We start from the raw sequence: 22,061 nt of genomic DNA on the forward strand, positions 1-22,061 counted from the left end.
TAGAACACCTGCAGCAGCAAGGCGCTCAGCAATTGCTCCGGAGGGATCGAAGGACGTCCCTCGCTGGCGTATAGCTTTCCAAGGCTGCGGTTCAAATCACTCAAAACATCCCGGACAAGTTCCCGGACCTTCCGCAGCGGATGGTTCGCTGGCACTCGCTTATCCGGCGCGATGTACGAAAACAGGCCGCCCTGATCCGTAAACCTGCCGCGCATGATCGTCTCCGCCGATTCGAGATGATAAAGTGAATCATCAAGTCCCCTCCCTGGCGAGGGGGTTTTTCAGCAGACTGCTAGAGCGATTATCGAGCCAAACGGAAGCGCGCTCTAGCGCCTTGACCGCGAGATCGTAGAAGCCCAGCGACATCGGAAGCGTTCTGAGCCTCCTCGCCATGGTGGTCGGCAGGGCAGCGGCCTCGTCCTAGCGCCGGCGCGACCCAAGTGTCCAGGAGGAACGAGGCAAAGAGCGAAGACAATTGAGGCTGCGCCGCCACCTAGCGCTGATAAGCGAGCCTCTTTGCTCAATGAGGCGCTCTGAAGCACACTCTTACGCCGCCTCGTCGTTCATGGTTGGGTTGGTCTGCTCGGCATGAGAGATCAAGACTTGCATGGACTCAATACAATGTCGAATTTGCTCGCGGTAGAGCAGCCACGACTCGACGCCCTTGTTGCCGTGAAAAATATTGTTACGGTATCGGAAGACGACAAGACAAGAAGAAACAACTTGTCTTCGCTGGTGAGTTCTTCGAACGGGTCTCCCAGCAACGCCGAGAGGCGCAGGGTCTTTTTCCCCATGCATTAAGTTTGCAAATCGTGTTTTGTCCTGATAGCGCGCGTGAAAATGAGCTGCGGTGTCACGCAATTGCGCAAGACTGACGCTTTGCGCCGTGCGCTTCGCGTACCCGCCGAATAATCCACGACAATCCGAACGCGGTGAGCGGCTCGGCGGAGTGGGGGGCGAGGCGGCCGCGATCGAAGCCCGCAAATTTGGGGTTCGCTCTGCAATGCCCTCGGTGACCGTGAAGTGACCATGTCACTGACCTGGTCTTCGTTAGGCCGCGCTTCGAGGTGTACAGGGCGATCAGCCGGCAATACGCGAGAGATCTTCGCCGAGTACACAAAAGTTCGTCGAACCTCTGTCGCTCGATGAGGCCTGTCTGGACGTCACGAAAATCTTCAAGGCATTCCCCTCGCCAGGGTATCGCATTGCGTATCCGCGAGAAGATTCAAGGCGGAGACTGAGCCTGAACGCATCGTCTGGCATTTCCTACAACAAATTCTGGCGAAGCTGGCTTTCGGTCACCGCAAGCCCCAATGTTCGGTTCTTCATCTCGCCCAAGATGGGGCCTGCTTTCGTGGAGACGTTTAGGCACATCCCACCGGATAGGCCCGGCCACGAGCGCTAAGATGAGTCCCTGAGCATATTCACCGGTCTAGACATGCGGGACGCTGCAGATCGCTGAACGCGAACTTCCGCAAGTTGCGTGCCTACTACTATTGGCGCCGACGCTCCGATCAATTGCCTGACCCGAAGCCGGTGCATTTGGACTAAACCACCAGTTGCGCCCCTGGCCTGTATGAGCTTATAATTCAATAGAGGGCGCACGATATGGCAACAGCTATTTTGGAAAGCGTGTGCCGCTGGGTATGAATTCTCAGGTCGTGAACCAATACTACATTCCTGTTCGTCTCCAAGAATTTCGTTCTCGATGGATGACCTTCGGCCACGCAGCCTTCTCACATTGCGGTTAACCGAACAGCCAATCATCGATTTGGCTTGAGTCTCCCTCATCGGCGCTCACTGTTGTGAACCGTCTTCATTTAGAATCGAACGCTGAAGGCTTACAATGCTCAGCTTGGTCCGGAATGTGAGTGGAGTCGCAATTCGATCTCTGTATGTCGCACTTGCATCTTGCTTTTTAGGTGGCTGCGCCGAAGTGCAGATGGGCTACAACGTATTAACGTACGACAACGCAATCGCGGATACGGCCAATCAACTCCTCCTTTTAAATGCTGTCAGAGCAAGCCAGCACTATCCAAAATCCTTTACGTCAGTCGGTCAACTTGCCGCCAGCCCACCGATATCGGGCAGTCTTGCTAGCACGTTGAACTTCACATCTCTCGCTGGCTTGCAAACGTACTCTCTCAATCCCTCGGCTAGTGCCGGCGCTGGTTACAGTCAGTTTTCCCTCGGAAATCTGAATGCCCAGAAGTTTATGTTGGCCATGAGAGCGCCTGTTAGAAAAGAAATAACGGCAGCCTTTCGCGAAAGTACGGGATGGCCCCGCCAGCTATTGGACCTCGTCTATTTCCAAGAGTTTAAACCGACAGAACAGATCCTCAGAGCTGTTGATGCTAGACGCAGAAGCCAATGCCTCGCGCCAACAACTACCGGCGCAGCGTCACGCTGCGAAAGGATGAGCGAGCAAATTGCGGAATTTACATCACGCTGTAACTCACATTTTGTCGACGTAAGCGCTCGCATTGGCGAGTTTAGCAATGATCGTGGAATATACTACAATACGGCGGTCAACTATTGTCACTACACTCGGTTCAGACTCTTTCTAGAGGAGGTCAGGCTCACCAACTATCCAGTTTGCAGCGAAAGACCTGCTCCGCAGTGTCTTCTTGCGAAGGAACGGTCGCCTCTTGAGATGATTGGCTACCTGGGAGAGTTGATTGCGGCTCAAAACTATATCGAGGAGCCCTTTACACCCCTGGTTCTATATGGACGGTCTATTGGACCGACTCGGGTTTTCGTCGATGTGCCTCTTTTCGTCGTGATGCACGGTGAGCCATTGGCAGGCGCTGCCGTCAACATTCGGCACAATGGAACAACCTGGTACGTTCCTCGACCCAACTTCGGATCTCCTACTGAGGAACGGTCGCTCCAGACTTTGGATCTCGTGCTCCAGACCGTGCAGGCGGCCACGCAAGAAGGTGATTTGCCGAAGACGGTGCCGCCAGTGGCTATCCTCAAAGAGTAGGTTGCTCAAGCGTCCGCCGAATGAGTCGATTGTACCAAGGCCTCTCTCGCAGGGCGACGGAGTACCTGTCGCGCGATCCTCAATAGCCTCCATCGAAGGGAAATTTTGTTGGCAGGCCGATTTTCACGCCCAATTTGGCCTGCAGGGCTTCGTCAATGTGAGCACGTAGTGCGGCGTCGCAAATGGCGTACCCCCAGTTCATGAGACGATCTTGGACGTTGCGAGGCATAGCCTCGAGCCGGGTCTGAATTTCGGCGAGCGGTACCGGATTTCTTCCCAGGCATTTCAGAGGATCGTCCGCCAACTTATAGTCTGCGAAAGATGTGCGGATACCCCAATAGGTGCCGTTATGATCCTTGCGCTCAAAGGAATCTATGAGGTGACGCTTGCGCAAACTCCTGACTTGATTGTCCACGGTATCCAGGACTCGCAGCGAATGTCTCGCCCAGTCGCGATGAGGATCTGGATCTGGGGCAATCTTTTGACCGGCGTCGCTGACCAGAAGTGTGACGTAGCGCTTCGTTATCGTCTCAAGCCCTAAATTGTCGTACACGCCACCGTCGCTCAGGATTGCCTTTTCGGTGTAAGGCTCCTTGTGCAGATCTGCTCCAGGCGTGTTGATAACTGGCTGCTCGATGTCGAGTTCGGAGGGAGAAAGCACCGGCGGAAACGCAGAAGATGCTGCAACTGCGACGGCTAGAAGGATGTTGGGCCGTTCGACCAAGCCGACGCGGTAGTCGCCCATGTAGTTTCGAGAGAAACGCCAAAGCGCAGCCGTTTGAATGTTTGTGGCGTTGATGAGAAAACGGGGGTTCCCTGGCTGAGAATCGTCTGGCAGATCATTCAGCCTCGCGCCCTTGAAGAGTACCTTGTCGTACGCCTTGGCAACCCTGTCGCTGATCGAGCCCGGGAGAAAGATGCCGCCGATGATTGCGCCAGCATCAACTGTAGTGTCTGCGAGTTGCCTGATCCGTTCAATGACGAGTTCAAAGTTTACGGCGACGTCATCGGCAAATTGCAGATCCTTCCAACTCGTTCCGAGTACGCCGGCGGTGATCGATCCGCCCGAGACGCTGGATATCCGCTTGACCTTGCGCAGAAGTCCAAGCTCATTGAGGCGGATCAATCCACCAACGTGGAAGACCATAGCGCGATACCCTCCACCCGAAAGCGCAAGGCCGATTCCGTCTTCAGGCTGAGCGGGTCGCTTGTCAATGAATTCGTCTAATGACATTTGATGCTCCAATCTTGCGTTGTTTAACGAGGCGACGACCGGATGAAAAGGTTTGCTCTGATGGTAGTGATCTTGCTTTCGACCTCTTCGATGTCGTCGCGATCTATTCGATCTCCAGGTCGATGAAGCCTTGCGAGCCGAGCATCCGCTCAAGGTCCGTGCGGACCGGCTGGGGGGCAGCGAATGACTCCTTCTCGTACTCGGCGAAGCGTGGTACTTCCGAGGTCGTCATCTTGGCCTTCTTGAAAAGAGCGGCGTAGTTTCGGGTGTTCGATACTCGTTTGCCAATTTCAGCGAGAAGGTCCGTGCAGGGAATCGTTGGATAATTAGCCCTGTGGGTTGAAACGATTGCGTTGGCGCCGGCTTTCGACGCCTCAGGAAGGATTGCATTGAGGATGGCGAGCGGCTCTCCCTTGCTGGCAGCGGCCGTTTGTCCCCAGGGCGTCGCATTGACACTCCCGTGATGTCCTACCTTGTAGAAATTCAGCGCTCCGTTGAGCTTGTTCTTCCGCAAGTTCCACATTACGTTCCAAGAGCAGTTTGCCTTGGTCCCCCTCTTGTATGCTCCATCCCACTCGGCATCGCCGCCAAAAAGAAGTCGCTTGCCCTTCCATTCAAGCAAAAGCACAACGCTCGTGTTGTTACAGACTTTCCCGTCTAGATCTGCAAAGGCGAGTGCCGTCGACAGCATGCGCGAGCGCAACTGACGGAAGTCGGCAGGATCAAGATTACCAGGAGCTGATACTGGTAATTCCGGAACTGCCGCCTCCACTGGGGGAAGCTCCGAATCGATGAACGCCAGAGCATGGCGGAGCGAGGGGTTTCCCTCGTCGCCCAGATAGTAGAAATCAATGTCGCGCTCCGGCCCGAGCACGCTGATAGTTGCGCTGTTAAGCGGCAACGAAAGATCAGCCTTGCTCGAATCTGCATGAACGTAGGTCGGTTTAATGCAGCTTGCCTTCGGCAGCGTTACGCGAAGCGTCCGCATAGCGTCTGCGTTGAGCGCCATCACATTCGCGAGCTCCGTCAATTCAGGTCCGAGCGCCAGGTTGAGGCGCAATGCCTGGGCCATCGCGCCAGCGGCGAAACTATGTAGCTTCTTCGCTTTCTCCGCCTCAGGATGTCTCGGGTCCATCGCGGCATTCATCCAAATCGCCCCAAACGAGATATCCTCCCAGAGGTCCATTCCGAAGCCGGTCATATGATCCTTGTGCTCGTGGGTGACGACCAAGAGATCGATGCGGCGCTTGCCTTTGATCAACGGCAGTAAAGTCTTGAGGTTTTCTATCGCCGCCGAAAGATAATCCGTGCTGCTCAGCGTTCCGCAATCGATGAGGATGTGAAAGTCGCGCCCGTCTTTATGAGCCTTGGGGATCCGACAGTAAATGCAGTCGCCCAGACCGACATCGAACATCCGGATCAGAAGCTTATCTGCCATTGCCGATCCCCCGTTTCGTCGAGTTCGACGTCGCCACGAAGTGAAAAGTGCGGTGACAGCTGAAAGCGGATTGTTCCGTCGACCTTCTGAAAGCCAAACGGCGGCGTAGCTCGCTCGACCAAGCCGATCTCACTGCCGATCGCTTCGCCGACGGCTCCTGCCGCGACCCGCGCTGCAATTGTCTCCAGAAGCTCAGTACGCCGAGCAGCGCCCTGGACTTGCTCTGCCGTGGCTGCCGCATTGGTCCCGACGCTGACGCTGCCTGGCTTGCGGGCCCAGTGGATCAGATTCCCATTCTGGTCGAGTACCATGGTTGCGCCGCAAAGCATGGCCGTCCGCTCGCCGTCGAAGCGGCCAAATTGTTTACCTGCGAGAATAAGATCCTCACGCCAGATATATTGCACGATGATCTGCTCGGGTAACGATCGGCCGTCCCGCGCTAACTTGCTGGCGCGCACGATTTCGCTGACGATCAGATCCGCGTTGAGCGGAATCAGTAGTTTAGCGCGGTTGTCATCGAGGAAGCGATAGGCGCCCCCCCTCGATGCGGCGATAGCGTCGATCGAGTGAAATACGTCTAGGGGCGGCCGTTGAAACACCGGCGCTGGTTCAAGCAACTCCGTCCTGTCGCCTTCGGTCAGAATGCCGCGCCTGATGAAGCAATCGAGCATGAGCGCCCGATAGCCCGAAGGGTCGGTCGGATTGGCAACCTGCTCGGAGCGCAGTACTGCCAACGCATAGTCACGAAAGGTAACGGCGCAAGGGGGTAAGAGGTCAAGTGGTTGAAAGGCGAGCATCTGCATCCGAGGGACCGTGTCGGCCAACGCTCTCACATCGCTGGGTCTACTGCTTCGGCCTTCCTTGTGTCGCTCTAACTCGCGCTCGCGGTGCTGGGCGAAAACACCTCTGAGAATGTCGAACATCGTGGCGGTCATGACCTCTGAGAGCGCGTGCGGCTCGAGCTTACCTTTGAGTTTCTCCATCGTCTGGTCGTTGAGCGCGCTGCGAAGATAGGGTGAGTTAGATGTTGCCTCACCGAACTGCCGAGCAAGGCCTGCAAGCAATTGGGCAGTGTTGAGATCGCCGTTACTTTCCTTGAGCACAACCTTGCGGAAAGCGTTATTTCTGAATGCCATCACAATAGCAGTGAGATCGCCAAAAAACTCGTGAAACGCGGCGGTCTGCGCGTCGACCGATTCGTAGAAGTGTGGCCGAAGCCCGTCGAGCAATGCATGGCCAAATTCGTGGTTTACGATGTCGCTCGACAAGCAAGTGTAGACTCGGTTCTTGTCATCGCCGAACCAATAGAATTGCAGCGACTTGCTAGTCCGGTCGTAGTAAGCGTTTTCGCCATATCCAGCGTGAGGCACGACTATCAGCCGATTACCTTCAAATGCCCAACTGATCCTGCGACCGAGCGCAAAGCCGCTCTCAAAAAACTCAAGAGTATTTTGCAGGTTTGCCCAGACGCTGAGCTGATGATACTGGAAGCGATCCTTTGTTTTGCTGTTAAGTACGGAGCCGTCGAGCGCTCGATAGCAGTTACACTTGCGGTCCCAGACCGCAGGGGGGGTAAGCGTGTTGCTTGTGGCATCATAGTCAACGACGGCAAAGCGCGCGCTGGTTGGACCGTCGCGCAGCCCGGGCTCCCAAGGCGCAGTGAACTCGGTGTCGAAGCCCGCGCCCTCAGATGCGCTGGCTACAGCCGGATCCTTGAAATAGACCTCGATTGGCAAACGCAGCCCGGTCTCCTTTAGGGCAGCGAGTCCCAGGTAACGTCGGGCCGCATACAGCTCAATTAAGGTGGCGCGCGTTAGCTTCCGATCGGAGTTTCCCGCCGAGCCGTTCGCCTTGGCTTCAGCAGGAGCCTTAGTTTTCTTGGCCCCCATGTTCGCTCCCTCGCGAGGGTGCGCCGCTCCGCCTGATCGAGGCCCTAGTCGAGAGACGCACAATCTCGGGTAGTATAGTCGTCATGTTTGGAAAATTCGAGCAAGAGTTTTCAAGCGATCCGGTCCCTAGGGTGGGGACCGCCTTGCGAACGCAGAAAGTTTTTGCCTGAGAAAGGTGCTTCGGGGAGGTTGCACGTAGAGCGCGAAAGGTGTTTGATGGCGCTAATGACATTGTAGGCGGGCAGATCCTGAGTGATCGTCCCCAAGCAGATTTTACGTGGTCGTTATCGGGTTTGTGACCGGGAAAGATTTGAGAAGAGTCGGTGCCACTAATCTCCGCGCTCTAACGGGTCGGCGTTGGCTTCGCGAGCCGAGCACGAACGTTTACAACGGTTGAGAGGCTGAGAGCAGGACTGAAAGTGTCCGCAATCGGTGCGGGCAGGGTAAAGCAATGAATCCTATCTTCTCACCAATTGGCGAGGGATGGCCAAGCTTTCCGAGACGTTCTTACGGCAAGCTGGACCAGAGCGAGCCGATTGCGCCCAAGGGTGCGTCGGTGGCCGTATTTTGCTTTGACGTGGTCGATGCTGATTGGCCCGGCTTCGGCGATGGCGGCCTCTTCGATCTTGGAAGTGTGACGCGTCTGAAGATTGACCATGCCAAGTACTGGCAAGGACTTTTCAAACATCATCCAATCGTAGGTCCGGATCCATACGATCAGCTTCCGATCTATCGAGTGGAGATTACAGCTAGCCCGGGCGATGCCTGGTTCGACTTACTCGTTGCGATAACTGAGAACGAGTGGGTGACAATTGAACTTGAAGATTCTGGGTACTTCGAAGTCGATGTTTTTGGTGGGTTGCTCGCCGCAGCCGTAACCGCATCTCTCAAGGATGTTCAGAGAGTTATACCTGAGGCGGCAGCACTCGACGCAGCGTTTTCGATGGACTCTTTTCCAGACGCCACTTCGTCTGAGCTCTCGGGGGCGATCTCAGCTCCCTCTTTCGACTATCTCATTGGCTTTGATGTCGGTCAGGGTGCGGCGGTAGGTCTAGCCGACGCTAATGAGGATGTTCATCTATATTTCGATCTAGGCGGGGGCGTCTATAGGAATGCGCCCACCAGACCGAAGCCGCTGCGATTCTGCTGGAGAGTGGATGCAGCGATCGTGCTGAGCCACTGGGATTCGGATCATTGGTCGGGAGAGTTGACGGACCCGCAAGCTCGATCCAGGACGTGGATCGCCCCGCGTCAATCAATTACCAAGAAGCATCTTGCATTCGTCAATCGTATCCTAAAGGCTGGGGCAACTCTATTGGTTTGGGGTACAACCCCGGCAACGCTTCGCATCTCGCTCGCAAGTGGCCGGCAGTCTATCGAATTGCGACGATGCACGGGTACCGCTGCTCTCCGAAACGGTTCGGGGATCGCCGCCATTGTGGAGGACGCAAGTTCGGGCAAGCAGTGGTTGCTGACCGGAGATGCAGGCTATCACGAGATAGGGACACCCCCTTCGAACCCAAGCGCAATCGTAGTGCCTCATCACGGTGCTGACATGGGAAGCAGCAGCATCCCTCCTAGCAGACCGCCAGCGTATGCGCGTCTACTCTACTCATTTGGACCTGGGAACCGACATGGGCGAAGGCCCGGGGTGCAGCATCCGACAGTTGGCGCCATGAATGCACACCGAACTCGGTCTTGGGATCATGGCACTTGGGCTGGCAGTACTCCCGGCACCAGCGTGGCAACGCGGGATGTTCTTGCAACAGCGCAACATCCAGGAACGCATTTAGACGGGGCGACCATAGGCTGGACGGTCTCACCCACCACACCGTTCACGTCATTGCCGTGCGCAGCACCCGGGGCGCCAATCGGATGCACTGGAGCGGTGAAGCAAGCTTGATCCTCTTGAATCGTATCCGGCCGGAAGGTGCACTTGGTGCACTCTAGTCCACCCCACCCCGAGGGAAGGCAAAGATGTTCACAGCTTCAGTTGTCAGGAAGCAATATGCTGTAGGTCATGGAGGGTTTCATGCGGGCAAGATTACGGTCCGCAAGGACGAACTTCACATACCGGAATTGATGATGCTTGACACGAAGGATGCCAGGGGCAAGTCGACCGCGGTCCTTGAAAAATTCTACGTCTACGACTGCGGGTCGGAATCGCCTCAGTCTTTTGATCGGTCTCTCCGAAATCATGAACGAATGACGGGAGGTCGAACCGATCTGCTTTTCATATCACATCTCGATTCCGATCATGTAAACAAGATCGATCGGCTCATGGGCACGACACCCGCCAAGATAGTGGTGCTTCCCTATTTGGAACCCGAAGATTTGTCCGAACTATTAATGCGCGAAGTAGATGGCGGGAGCGCCACCGCGTCCATCCGCGACTATATTCGTGACCCGGGCGGATGGTGGCGTCGCCATGGAGCAGATATCGTCGTCTTTGTAGAAGCAGGAAACGGAGAAGACCAGCCACCTGGTGGTGGGGTGCCAGACAAGCCGATTGATCCGGAAGGACCGCTTCCGATTTCTCCCGCCTCGGAGGAGGGACTTCAGGCACGGCTCACCCTCATCGTAAATAAGCCGCGGAAGCTGCCCCCAAAAGGCTTTGTCCCCGTGCCTTATGACACGCCGCGCGATGTTGACCGCGAACTATCAAGCGGATCGTTGTTGGCGGGATGTGGTTCGCATTTTCGTCTTGAGTGGCGAAAGGATGCGAGTGACCGTTGGCGTTTAGGAGACTGGATCCTTCTGCCCTATGTGCACCCTGTTGAATGCGAAATGAGAAGGGCTTTTCGTCGAGCGATCATGAATGAATTGGGCCTCAATTCCTTTGAAAACGAGACGTTCGCGAGCGCGCTGCTCGACAAACTGGCTTCAAATAGGAAAGGGCTCGTCACGCTATACAATGATCATTTCGAAGTAGGGCAGAACGCGATATCGATGTCGCTCTATTCAGGTCCCGGAAGATCGCTTGGATCTCAATCCGGTTCGGATTGGCTCGTTCCTGCCGGCGACACTCCGATCGGGTACAGTATGAGACCGTCGCCCGCAGCTTGGTTAGAGACCGGCGACTCTAAGCTCAAACAAAGCTCAAGGCGTCAGCCTTGGCACTCGTTCTTCAAACCTTTTTCCAAACAGATTTGCGTTCTGTCGCTCCCGCATCACGGTTCGTCGAAGGATTTCCACGAAGAGGTGCTTGATTTCGACGGCCTTGCGCTTGCGGTAGCTACCACCATTCGGGATCGTAATCGTATCGCTGGTTTGGAAGATACTCTGAGCCAGGTCCAGGCTGCCGGAAAGCAATACAAGGTCGTAGACGATCGGGCTGAGACCGAATTTCACTTCATGTGTGCGCGAGCAATGCAGCCAATCTAGTCCTGATGGTACAGCACCGATCTGCTTAGTTCAAAGGGGCGCGCAATCGTCGCAAGCGTCCCGATGGCGCAAACTGGGTCGAACGAGACTAATGTGATCGTCACTTGCTTCGGATGGCGTGGCGCCGACGTTCTGGTCGGCGTAGGTTTGTTCACACCGGCCGAGGAGACACTCAGGAAATTCAACATGCGAGGGCTAAAGCTGTTCTGGCGTTGAAGCTCGATCGAGAGATTGTAAGCTGTCTTAGCCCGGGATTTCCCTTTTGGACTCAGATTTCATGCGAACAATCAGCCCTACCAGCAAGCCGTCTTCGTTGCCCATTGCGACGAAGATCATCATGAGGCCGAGCAGTACAAGAGCCTTCTTGTGGTTTCCGGGTTTTCGGTTGCGTCTCACGCCGATAGCAGGAACGAGATCGAAGGGGCGCACTTCTTCATACTTTTGGTTAGCGACAAGTCGCTCGCGTCGGATCGCATTCAGCGGGAGCTAGGCCTTGCGTGCGCCCGCCAACGGGAGACCGGCGGATATCAGCCAATTGTAATCCAGGTTTTTACAAGACAGGGTGACTGGCGAAAGCTCAGAACAGTACCGAGTTTTCCTGTTCGTGATTTCGAAACGGGAGAGCGGACCGACGTTCTTTCGCTGAACCAATCCTTCGACGAATTGACACAACCGCAAGCGCGCAAAGCCTTGATCGGATTCATGCGCCCGACGCTGACGGTCGCGCGCGGCGATATTATGGACGTAAAGAGCTTCAACGAAACCGAGGTCTTCAAGCTGTATGCCGGTTTGTTTCCGCCAAACGAACGTGACGACCCGGAGGATATCGTGCATTGGGTATTCGACACCGATCTCGGAACGGTGAGGTCGTTCAACTTGCCAGCGCTGGGAAGAATTTCATATCAGCTGGATTCCCGCTACTTCATTCTGAGTGTTGCTAACAAGGCTGTCGGACTCGGATTCCTTACGTACGACTATGATTCCAAACTCGCTTACGTAAATTATGTCGGCGTGCAGCGATGCTGGCGTGAAGGAGAGCTCGCAAAAGCTCTGTTTCTGAACATTGTTGTTGTGCTGGCAGACCTGTTCCCGGAGTACGAGGCATTGATCCTGGAGGTTGAGCGATTCGACGTTGATGCGGTAGACGCAACGATCGAGCAACTGAAAACCGAACCCGCGTGCTTTTCGTCTGAGCAGCAGGCGGAGATCCGGAAGTTCCTTCGAATCCGCTTCTATCACAAGCTGGGCTTCTTCTTCTTTGTCGATGCAGCGACAGGCAGGCCACTGGTTTGTCGCTAGCCTTGCGTCGATCCATCCGACGACCCCGAAATCTGGAAGGACGAGGAAGCAGATTATTGGATCATGCACTTCGATCGGCAGCCGACCGCACCGCGCCGCGCGGACGCTGCAGCAACGCGCGATCCAGAGCATGTATGTCGAGATTCTCCTGAAGTCGGTGGCGGAACGCCGTGTCATCGCAACGAAGGCGGAGATTGCTGAAGAATACTGGGAGTATGGAAATCGGGTCGTCGACCGCACCATCGCGAGCACCCAAGGCAAGAGAATTGAGCTTCGTCAATTCCCCGATCAAACTTGGTACGATCGCTGGCGGGGTTTGAAGATCGACTTGCCGATATAACCGCTTCGACAACGGCGGTTCACGGCGGCTATGTCATCAGGTCGCGCAGACTCGAAAGTGTCCTCACTTCCGGCGGGGAGAGGGCGATCGGAGCTCGCTTCGAACTCTGGTGTTCAACGCGTCGGCTAGACATCAAGCTTGAGTTCCGCCCACAAGGGATCCTTGTCCTTGAAATCTGCTCCATAGGACAGCTTGAAGATTGATCCTTTGAACTTGCCCTGCTCCGTAGTTATGTCGCCGTCCCCGCGGATGATCTTGCCACCCGTGCGCTGGTCGAGCCGTTCGTAGAGCTTGTCATAGGGCATGGCCCAGCCTTTCGGCGAGGTCCTGGTCGTCTGTTCGCGAGCCGTCAGCTCGACGACGGGAATCATCGCCACCAAGCTGGAGTTCGTCATTAGTTCGAGACCGCGCTCCCGCATGGTCGCATTGTGGCTTGCGTGGTGCCCGACCTTGTAGAAGATGACTCGGGCCAAAATGTCGTCGATCTTTAGAGTCGGTCCGCCTGGCTTGTCATCAACGGGATAACTCTGGCGGTCCCACGACAGCCAGTTGCCGACTTGCGCGTCGCCGGGAAACAGAAGCACCTTCTTGTCGGCCAGCTCGAACGCGAGAGCCAGCGATGTGTTCTTGACGTCGTTGTCGATCTTTAGTGCGAGACTCTCGGCAATTCCGAGCCATTCGTCATCGATGCAACGATCGAAAATCTGTTTCGACCTGTAAAGCCTGGCGATCGGATCGTTAGGCGAACGTGGCACAAGCTTCACCAAGCCGTTCCTGTCGCCAGCAATGTTTTTACCGGGAGGGTAAGGATGCTGATACTTCCGTGTGAAGGGCTGGTTGTCGATCTCTGCTCCGGGATGATGGACATCGCCGTGGATCGCCGCGAGCCCCGCGACCATTGCCACCTCTCCGCTTCGCGCGAGAAACAGTTCGTCACGGCTGGCGAGATATACCTCGCTGTCTTCCTTGGAGGGATTGAGCTGGCGGAGTAGCTTGTCATCGCGCGGCGGACCAAGGACGTACGCGCGGAATGCGTCATCGATCCCCCAGTGCACCACCTCGCCCGGTTTCAGGAACGATACGTTGGCGGCGCCAGCGCGCTTCCGCAACCAGTCTAGAACCGCTTCGCAGCTTGCGTTGCCGGAGAGCTTCCCGTCGGCCTCCCGTTTTGCGAGACCAAGGGCGTGAGCTCGAACAGCTTCTTTGTCGCCATAGAATTGCAGCAGATTGTTCACCGTCTGCATCGCGTCACTGTCTGGCGCGAGCGCCGAATTCAGTGCCAAGCCCGCAAGCGCCGCGAGAGCTTTCTTTGTTTTATTGCGATAACTATTCGCAATCTTGTCGGTCCTGTCTTCGGTCCATGCCATCCAGACTTTGCCAATCTTAAAATCCTTGAACTTTTCACTTGCCAGGATGAAGCCGGAAAGGTGGTCATAATGCTCGTGCGTCGCCACGACTAGGTCAACCTCTTCCTCGGTCTCCTTCATGAAATCCGCCACGTTGTCGATCATACGCGTCTTGCCAAGGGAGGTGGACGGCTTCGCCTCCGCCGTACCAATACGCTGCAAGACGCCGCAGTCGATCAGCATCTTGAAAACGCGACCGCCGGCGGCGTGCCTGACGAGGAAGAAATCGCCGAGCAATCCGCGGTACATCCGGATCGACACAGTGCCAGTTCCGGGAGAACGCCGAGCCGTAAGGCTGTTTCGATCGACGGCGCCATCCGCGGCTGGCGCGGGAGGCGCATCTTGCGTCGACTTCCTGCCGGACGCTGTCCGGGCGGCGGAGCGTTTCCTCTTGCCGGGGCCTGAGGTGGACCTCGATGCTTCCTTCTTCTTGCTCGACTGTTTCTTGAGGGTCCTTGCCTCTCGAGCCACGGCCGCCTCCTATTGACCGCGATGGATCATTGCGAACGGCTCGCGTTCGCCGCTTTGATTCGGATTGTACGTGAATCCAAAACCCTCGGGATTCGACAAAATCTTTCGCTGCTCGTCGAGGCGCGCATCGTCGACAATGGGCTTCCGGACTACGTAACGCAACAGTTCTTCCTTGAGATCGATGATCAGCGTAGCGCCACCACGGAAGATGAAATCCGCTGTTGCAGGCTCTTCCTCGCCGGCATCGGCCTTCTTCTGCTGTTCGGGATCAAAATAGCCACGCCGCCGTTGCGTCACCTCGATGACGAGTTGCCGGAGGTCTTGCCCGTCAGGTCCAGCCCGCCGTGTTGTCCGCACGCTATGTACTTCGACCTTCGGGTAGAGTCTCCCGGAAGCGATACTGTGCGGCACACTCTCCCGGAACATAAAATAGACCCCAAGTGCATTTTCCCAGGCAAGGTCGACGGTTTTGTCCTCGTCCTGCTGGCGGAGCCACTTATGGACCTTCTTGCGATTTGCTTCCGAGCTGTTGTGAATGTCCTTGCGGGTGTAGTGCGGGGTGAGGTCCAGTTTGAGGGAGTGCAGGTCGTCGACACTGAGAGGATTTGACCCGAACATCTGCTCTGGAGTTTCCCAAAGGAGGTTTTCTGGTGACATTGACAGGCAGTCCTCGGCCAGAATGCCGCGCCCGCGGAAGGCTTCCGCGAAAGCGATCCGGTAATTGTGCAGATCGTCGGGCACGAGGTCGGTGTCGGCGGTGATGATGGCACGCAGGAATTCTCCGAACCGGACATCGACGGGCGGCAGATAATCAAGCGCCCGGATGCACATCCGAAGGACATGGTCGGCCGATTTGACCGCCTCCCTTGTCAGTCGGGCGACGAGATCAGTATTAAGTCTCTTACCCTCCCCGCGTGTCACGTTGCCGATGCGCAGCAAGTCATCCGTGCGCGCTTTGTAGATCGTCAGGAATGCGTCGAAAACGGCCGCGACAAGAATGGCACCCCGTTCGTGGCACTCAGTTGTCACGGCGAGCAGTTCCGGCCTAGGGGCATGACCCACGTATTGGCGCAGCGATGTTCGTCCGACCGTGCCGCGGGCAAATTGTTCTGCGAGTCCGCTCAGCAGGCCGGCTTGGTCGAACGACCCGCCCTTGTCCTGGATGTGCGCGGAAACGGCTTCGGTAAGTGTGAAATGCGACATGAGCGCCACGATGTCGGCGAACGCTTCGTGAAATGCGAGGCTGTCGACGCTCGTCGCTTCTGCGTACCGCCGGTGCAGTCCGTCGAGCACTGCATGCGTGGTCTCGTGGGCGACGATATCGTGCGACAGTGCGGTAAAGATCCAACTCGCGGCGGCTGATGCGTTGGTGCTGCGGAAATAACCGAACAGTAGGGCTCGCTTGGCCATGCTGTAGTAGGCATTGGCCTCGCGCAGCGCATGAGGGTAAATGCGCAGCTTGTCGACCGGCTCGTATGTGTTGCGCGCTGGATTCCAGTGTGGCGCCCAGATCACCTTACGCCCGAGCGCGCGCTCGAAGATGTGGATAATTTTCATCGCCACCGCAAAAACCATCTGCTGGTGGAATTGCGGATTTCCTTCGGACGGCGTCAATCCGTCCTGCGCAAGCAAGTATGGATCGTTGAGATCCACAGGATCGTAGAACTGGCGGCTGGCCGGGTCGACGTCGATGACCTCGACATAGTCGTTGATGGGACCAGGCTGCACCTGATCTTGCTCGGCTGTTCCCCAGGGCAACGAGATGGTAGCGAACGCATAGTTGACCGACCCCAGCCTACTGGCGGTTTGTGGATCGAAGGCGTAGACACGAAGCCTGCGTGCTGGGGGAGCCGGATACTGGTGGCTCATGAACTGCACCTAAGGACCTGAGTATGAAGAAAGTAAAGGCAGACTAGCAATCAACCCACTTAACCTTAGGGTGCTTTATTCAGTGAGACAACTCAAATTGCTGGAAGCTCTGAACGTCCGGTGAGGCCGCTACATCCTGCACTGAAGCGTCAGCGGCACCATGTCCAATATCTTGACATTGAGGTTGATGACGCCCTGGCAAAATCGGAACAGGTTGCCCTCTCGCCTACTCGTCCCGAGTAAGTGAAGCTTGGAGGACGGAGGAGACCGTGAAGCATCCGAGCTTGAATCGCCCGCACCCATTGCAGAGGGCGCGATGATCAACTCTTCAGCCTATCAACGCGGCGACGAATACTGCAAAAGCTGCCCGCCAGCGCGTAAGAGCACGGTGAGCGGTGTCCGCGACCGCCTGGCGCCGGACAATGCCTTGGACCTCTTCGTGATCAGCCACATCAATCTTGATCATATCGAGGGGGCAATTGAGCTTCTGGAGGGAAAGATTGGCCTTGCGGTCGGGGAGGTTTAGTTCAATGCGTATCGCCACATATCTGGAGCCCGGAATGAACGCGGCGCCTGCGAAGGCGGGGCGCTTTTGCGCCTGTTGACGCGCCTCGGGAAAATCCGTGCTGTGGCTTGGTCGACAGCTGTACATTTTGGTGGTACAAGCCTCGCTTGAGGCAAGGGGTTAACCCGTTGATTTTGCTGAACTGTTTTAGAGTTGGTCCCAATCCTTTCCTGGGCACCATCAACTTCTTGATGTGCAGCAATTCGAGAAGTTATGCTCTTTCAGAGTGTTGCGCTGGGCCCGACTGTGTAACAATGGGGTGTAACATTGCTGTTCAGGGTTGTTCGGCCGATGCGCTGGGACGGGTCTTGCTTTCCTTCATTCGTGCGGCGCATTCCAGCGGACGTCCGCGCCAAGGCTGCGGGCATCGAGCTGGCTATTCCGCTCGGTGATGATTTCGTTTTTGTGACGCCTAGCGAGAGCGCTCAGGCCGTTCGATTTTCCCTCCGCACCCACAGAGCCCAGCGAAGCGAAGTCGCGCATGGAGTCGCCGCGGCCTATCTAGAGGGTGTTTGGCAGGCCGTCCGCAATGACGCTCCCGTGCATCCGACCCACCGCCAGGCAACGGCCTTGGCAGGCGAACTCCATCGCGTCTGGACGGACAGCGAGAGCCGCGCCCGGAGTGTCGCCATAGTTCATGCGCCGGGTGTCGGCTGGCTGGACGCCGGACACTGAGAGTCACGAGGAGCAGGAAGCTCACTGGGCGGCCGTAACGGAGATGTGGGAGAGGGTCGGCCAAAAAAATAGAGAAGCTGCTCGGGCCCATCGTGGACCGCGTCTTACTGACCAAGGGCATCCGCGGCGTGGACAGCGAATCGCGCGCTCTCTTGATCACCGGCTTTGGATGGCGCTGAGGGACGCGTTCGCAAGCCGGCACCGCAACGCTGGCCGCGACTATTCGTCCGACCCCAAGGCGGGCCTCTGGCGCCCGTGGAAGCGACCATGGACACCTGCCAAGCGCTTGATGCAACGTGGGCTCGATCCGGAGCGGGCATGGCAGTCGGCCTTCAACGGCCGTGGCCTGGTGGAATGCCGGGGCCAGCCACATGAACGACGCTTATCGCGCCGCCTTTTTCGTGCACCTCGGTCTGCCGTTCCTCATTGGACTGCACCGCCATCTCAATCGGGCTTGACTAACCGCGGTTTACGGGTCCGTACGTAGGGTGGTGTGGGAGGGGGAAGCCGCGAGGCTTCCTCCTACCCGATCGCTTGGTTATGAGTGACAGCACGGGATCATTCATTTTAACGTCATTGCGGGACGCCGGGTTCTTGCGTCGCATCTGTTATCATTCGGCAAGATATGAGGCCGGTGCTGTTAATCCTATCTGTCTATTGAAGGCTTTGGCGTCGTGTTCGTCCGGGTGGGTAGTATCGGATACTCGATCTTAGGTAGCCGCCCGGTAAGCGAATTCAGGAACGCGACAATGTCGTTTTCTTCCCCATCGCTAAGCTTGGCGCCGAGCTGGATTTCACTCATCAAGGCAACAGCTTGCTTCAGGCTCCAAACCTGGCCCGAATGGAAGTAAGGGGCTCGCAAAGCAACGTTCCGCAACGGCGCAGCGCGGAAGACATATTCGTCGCCGACCGCCTTGGTGACCGCGAATCGGCCCTTATCGGCTTGCGGAAGCAGGGTTGCGTCCGGCTTCTTCATCACGCCGAACTGGAAGTAGGCCTGTCCACCGACATTGATTCCATTGTGGCAAGAGGAGCATCCCTTCTCCATAAACAGCGCCAACCCTGACTTCTGCTGATCATCGAGAGCATGTGTATTGCCCTCCAAATACTGATCGAACGGGGCCGCAGGTGTGATGAGAGTGGCTTCAAAAGCCTCGATTGCCTTCGCAAAGTTTTCAAAGCTGACCGGTCTCGCCTCGTTCGGGAAAGCATTTTTGAACAAGACGACATAACTGGCCATTGAGTTCAAGGTGTCGAGCACATGATCCGGAGTCGCATTCATTTCGGCACTCGCCTGCACAGGGCCAGTTGCTTGCGCCTTGAGGTCCGCGGCGCGTCCGTCCCAGAATTGCGCCGAATTGAACACCGCGTTGTAGACGGTTGGGGCCCGACGTAGGCCGACCTTCCAGCCGTGACCGACTGAGGTCGGACCGGCATCGACTCCGCCGCTGCCGAGATTGTGGCACGTATTGCAGCTAATGATCTCGCTTGCCGATAGCCGCGGATCGAAGAACAGAATTTTGCCAAGCTCGACCTTTTCATGCGTGACTGGATTGTCCTTTACCGCAGGAATGATTGAGGGGATCGGATGGAAGATCTGCCTGGCGGTTCTCATCAGATCATCGTCCGCGCTAGCTCCTGACGACATCAACAGGCCAATCGCCAAAACAGATGCTTCAGCCACAAGCCGAAGCTCCCGGATCGATTTGTTCATACACCCGCCTCATCAGTTCTGATTGATACGAAGGAAACAGTCGAAAGCGATGCCACACTCTGTTCCCTCAACGGGCCGGCGCAGCATGCACCGGATCCTGTGAAGCGAGGCTGCATCAAATGTTCGATTTCGAGGTGCTCGCTGCCGGCGTTCGCCCAAGAGGCTTTAAGCCGTTATTTGATTCGCGAATTCGCTTTGAGCTTAGATCACGACCTTGGTAGATCAGACTAGCGCCTCAACCTTCGGAATGATGGCCGATCTGACAACAATAAGCGTGCCGAAAAAGGATAATCTGTCCGGTGGCCGCATCGGTTCTCCATTGAGCGATTGGGTGGCCAATACGCTCCAGCGAAGTTGATCTATCCGTGTTGCACCGCTGGTCGCGCTCAGCGCTCACGGTGTCGCTGGACAATAGCAACCCCCATGCCAGTCTTGCATCTGACATGCAAGCTGCTGATTTAGGTACAAAACGAGTCCGGGCTGCCGAACAACGTCGGATGTCTTGCTTTGATGAATACATACAGTGTCACAGATGCGACAAGCGCCAGTCCCGGCTAGACATCATCGCTCAGGAAGTTTTGTGATGAGATCCGATTGCCAGGCTTGCCGGCCACACGTGGCACGGCGGTACAAAGATCTACGCTGGCCTACGGCGAAACACTGAGCCGAGGCGCCCGGCGGTGCGCATCGCTCACGATTTCGCCTCGCCCTGCCGACTGAAGGCTCGCCGACTCAGTTCGGGTCGGCTCTTTGCGCGCCGCCTCCGAAATCGCGCTCGTTTGTAACAGACGAGCCCCGAAGCCTGAACATGGCTTGTCTTGAATCCCACCTGGGGTTCGCTGGCAGAGCAATTGCCCATCTCAAATCTGTTACCTAGACTAGAGTTTGACGGTACGACCGTCCGATTTACTCGGATATTCCCATTCGAGACCAGCTGAAGTGCCGGCCTGACACCTGATCGGGCCGCGTGTGGGTTGGGATAAGATAACCATTTCGACCCACTCACGGCCGAGTGGCAGCTTTTGAAATCCTGCGCGCTGGTCGCAAGAATCGCTGAACTTCTGCAGAAGCAATGGTCACTTCGTGCTCTTGCGTTGAAAGACTTCCGTACAAGAGGACATGTTGGTAGGAGATCTTTACATCATGTCCGCAGATGGCCAGGTCGTGAGATCTCATCCGCGTCTTACTGAGGGAAGGACGTGATTGACCAGTTGTCCATGGCTGGTTCAAGTTAGATATGGCGTCGGTGATGGCTGCGATTGACGATCGATTGAATGAGATCCGACACGTGCGGAATGACATTTGGCGCTGTCGAAGAAGGCTTAAAAGCGAGCTGAGTGATCTCGAGCGTAAGGTTCTCGAAGATCGCCTGCTTGAGCGGCAATCTGCCTTTGAACGGCTCCTAGCGACCACGTTTCCTTTTACATTGACACTGTCAAGCAAAATTCGGGAGCCGCAGGTCATTGGCGCGCAAAATGGCGTCGGCTCATAGAACGCATGCGCCTGCGTCAGAAACGTAGGCTCCGTCGCCGCGGACCGCCGCGCCATCATGGCCGCCGCCGAGCTGAAATGCGTCGGTCCTCAGCCTTTTCACCGATGTGCTGGCCCGCGGCGCACGGTGAGCGCCGATAATGAAACCGTTCGGGCCGGCCATCCAGGACCACGGCTGGGGGACACCGATTGCGCCGTTTCTGCGAAACCGCGGTCACCATGAGTAGCTTTCATCCGACAGAGCGATCGAAGAAGCTTGAATCGGCCGTAGCGTCAGGTTGTACAGAGCAGGCGAACGATACTCCAGACTAGGTGTAGCCGAATGAGAAGAGCCGCTATCGCTTTTGCATTATGTTCCGCTCTCGAGCTGCTCGGGCTAAGCGCGAGCGCGGTTGCGGACACAAGGCGGTACGCGTGCACGATCACTGCCGCCGATCGAGAGCCGGTCGGAGTTCGGAACGAGCGGGTCATTCTCACGGTTCAATATGGCTGCCGGATCGCGGATGGTCTCTCGCGTGACGCGGGGATTACAGCAGTGTCGGTCAGCGAGTGGGCTGCTGATAAAGGAACGTACCTAGCGTCCCTGGAATTTCACCGCGCGCTGGAGGGAGTTGCAATTGGGCAACTCTCCGAGGCGACCGGCTTCTCTAGCATGGAAGGGGAGCAAGGCATTGCGGTCGCAACTTCCGGCACGACAGTATTCAAGTTCGCATCTGGCTCATTGGCAGCCCTTTCAGGGAAGACCCTTAAATTCACCACCAAACTTACTGGCCTACGTAGCTTCGAATTGGAGTTCACAGATTGGCCAGAATCTGTTTTTTGGAAGTGACTCGTGTCTTACGCTTTATTTCCGCAAGCGCAGAAATATCCAAAGGAGTGAAGAGGGCGACGGACATTCTGCAGCAGATCGCACTGGAGGGGACTCCGCGCGGAGCTCGATCGGATGTTGCCGCTGGTGCTGCGGGTGATCCGTCAAGAGCCTGGGCGCGCATCTTCCACGGCGACACTCATGTGGAAGATAAGGTTCTCAGCGTGTTCGAGCCGCCGGCCCGAGATCATCCGTAAGGACAAGCCGGCAAGCCCAATGAGTTCGGCAAGATGATCAAGCTGCAAGATTGTCGACTAACTCTATGTCCGGCGGCGCAATGGCGATCTGTTGATCACGGCCATCGCACCTACCAGGGGGCGTGCCGCGGCTGGTGGCGACTGACGCCGGATTCTACTCTGCCAGAACGAGGCCGCTGCGAGAGCATTGGGGGGTATGCATCCCCAATCGACCGAGCAAAAGCCCTGAGCGCAA

At 56.6% G+C, this 22,061-nt stretch carries 15 protein-coding genes and 1 pseudogene; 7 read left to right on the top strand and 9 right to left on the bottom strand.

Features of this window, described 5'->3' with window-relative positions:
• A pseudogene (locus IVB48_RS40730) lies at positions 1-215 on the bottom strand (IS5/IS1182 family transposase); the annotation flags it as partial.
• Positions 216-1,171: 956 nt separating this feature from the next.
• On the opposite strand from IVB48_RS40730, the gene IVB48_RS41510 reads away from it, so the two are divergent.
• Both IVB48_RS41510 and IVB48_RS40735 read left to right on the top strand, forming a co-directional pair.
• Positions 1,172-1,405, top strand: a complete 234-nt coding sequence (locus IVB48_RS41510; RefSeq protein ID WP_346659034.1) for a hypothetical protein — start codon at positions 1,172-1,174, stop codon at positions 1,403-1,405.
• Positions 1,406-1,846: 441 nt separating this feature from the next.
• Positions 1,847-2,986, top strand: coding sequence for a hypothetical protein (locus IVB48_RS40735; RefSeq protein WP_247408866.1), 1,140 nt, complete (start codon positions 1,847-1,849; stop codon positions 2,984-2,986).
• A gap of 79 nt (positions 2,987-3,065) precedes the next feature.
• Here the strand turns inward: IVB48_RS40735 and IVB48_RS40740 are convergent, their stop codons facing one another.
• The 4 genes from IVB48_RS40740 to IVB48_RS40755 form a co-directional block, all read right to left on the bottom strand.
• The gene (locus IVB48_RS40740) at positions 3,066-4,220 is read right to left on the bottom strand and encodes a patatin-like phospholipase family protein (RefSeq protein WP_247408867.1); all 1,155 of its coding nucleotides are present in this window, start codon (positions 4,218-4,220) and stop codon (positions 3,066-3,068) included.
• A gap of 103 nt (positions 4,221-4,323) precedes the next feature.
• Positions 4,324-5,658: a metallohydrolase gene (locus IVB48_RS40745; RefSeq protein WP_247408868.1), complete on the bottom strand. Its 1,335-nt coding sequence runs from the start codon at positions 5,656-5,658 to the stop codon at positions 4,324-4,326.
• A complete protein-coding gene (locus IVB48_RS40750; protein WP_247408869.1) occupies positions 5,640-7,547 on the bottom strand; it encodes a serine protease in 1,908 nt (635 codons plus the stop codon). Before IVB48_RS40750 ends, IVB48_RS40745 begins: the two co-directional genes overlap by 19 nt.
• Before the next feature lie 466 nt (positions 7,548-8,013).
• Complete coding sequence (locus tag IVB48_RS40755; protein WP_247408870.1) at positions 8,014-8,235, bottom strand: hypothetical protein; 222 nt, start codon at positions 8,233-8,235, stop codon at positions 8,014-8,016.
• A 1,289-nt stretch (positions 8,236-9,524) separates the two neighbouring features.
• Here IVB48_RS40755 and IVB48_RS40760 point away from each other — a divergent pair.
• The 3 genes from IVB48_RS40760 (at position 9,525) to IVB48_RS40770 (ending at position 12,570) form a co-directional block, all read left to right on the top strand.
• The gene (locus tag IVB48_RS40760) at positions 9,525-10,931 is read left to right on the top strand and encodes a hypothetical protein (protein ID WP_247408871.1); all 1,407 of its coding nucleotides are present in this window, start codon (positions 9,525-9,527) and stop codon (positions 10,929-10,931) included.
• 366 nt (positions 10,932-11,297) lie between these two features.
• Positions 11,298-12,230: a hypothetical protein gene (locus tag IVB48_RS40765; protein ID WP_247408872.1), complete on the top strand. Its 933-nt coding sequence runs from the start codon at positions 11,298-11,300 to the stop codon at positions 12,228-12,230.
• 130 nt (positions 12,231-12,360) lie between these two features.
• Complete coding sequence (locus IVB48_RS40770; protein ID WP_247408873.1) at positions 12,361-12,570, top strand: hypothetical protein; 210 nt, start codon at positions 12,361-12,363, stop codon at positions 12,568-12,570.
• A gap of 125 nt (positions 12,571-12,695) precedes the next feature.
• Here the strand turns inward: IVB48_RS40770 and IVB48_RS40775 are convergent, their stop codons facing one another.
• Positions 12,696-14,237, bottom strand: coding sequence for a hypothetical protein (locus IVB48_RS40775; RefSeq protein WP_247408874.1), 1,542 nt, complete (start codon positions 14,235-14,237; stop codon positions 12,696-12,698).
• A gap of 219 nt (positions 14,238-14,456) precedes the next feature.
• Positions 14,457-16,316 carry a hypothetical protein gene (locus IVB48_RS40780; protein WP_247408875.1) on the bottom strand — a complete coding sequence of 620 codons (1,860 nt, stop codon included), beginning with the start codon at positions 16,314-16,316 and terminating at the stop codon, positions 14,457-14,459.
• Between the two features lie 316 nt (positions 16,317-16,632).
• Here IVB48_RS40780 and IVB48_RS40785 point away from each other — a divergent pair, with 316 nt between their 5' ends.
• The gene (locus IVB48_RS40785) at positions 16,633-16,842 is read left to right on the top strand and encodes a hypothetical protein (RefSeq protein WP_247408876.1); all 210 of its coding nucleotides are present in this window, start codon (positions 16,633-16,635) and stop codon (positions 16,840-16,842) included.
• Positions 16,843-17,199: 357 nt separating this feature from the next.
• Here the strand turns inward: IVB48_RS40785 and IVB48_RS40790 are convergent, their stop codons facing one another.
• A complete protein-coding gene (locus IVB48_RS40790) occupies positions 17,200-17,364 on the bottom strand; it encodes a hypothetical protein (protein ID WP_247408877.1) in 165 nt (54 codons plus the stop codon).
• Positions 17,365-18,202: 838 nt separating this feature from the next.
• Entirely contained in the window at positions 18,203-19,270 is a 1,068-nt protein-coding gene (locus IVB48_RS40795; RefSeq protein ID WP_018457668.1) for a cytochrome-c peroxidase, read from the bottom strand.
• A 2,026-nt stretch (positions 19,271-21,296) separates the two neighbouring features.
• Here IVB48_RS40795 and IVB48_RS40800 point away from each other — a divergent pair.
• Positions 21,297-21,590 (top strand): hypothetical protein, encoded by a 294-nt coding sequence (locus IVB48_RS40800; RefSeq protein ID WP_247347497.1) that lies wholly within the window; start codon positions 21,297-21,299, stop codon positions 21,588-21,590.
• The last annotated feature ends 471 nt before the right edge of the window (positions 21,591-22,061 follow it).

The organism is Bradyrhizobium sp. 76 (genome assembly GCF_023073025.1).
GTDB lineage: Bacteria > Pseudomonadota > Alphaproteobacteria > Rhizobiales > Xanthobacteraceae > Bradyrhizobium.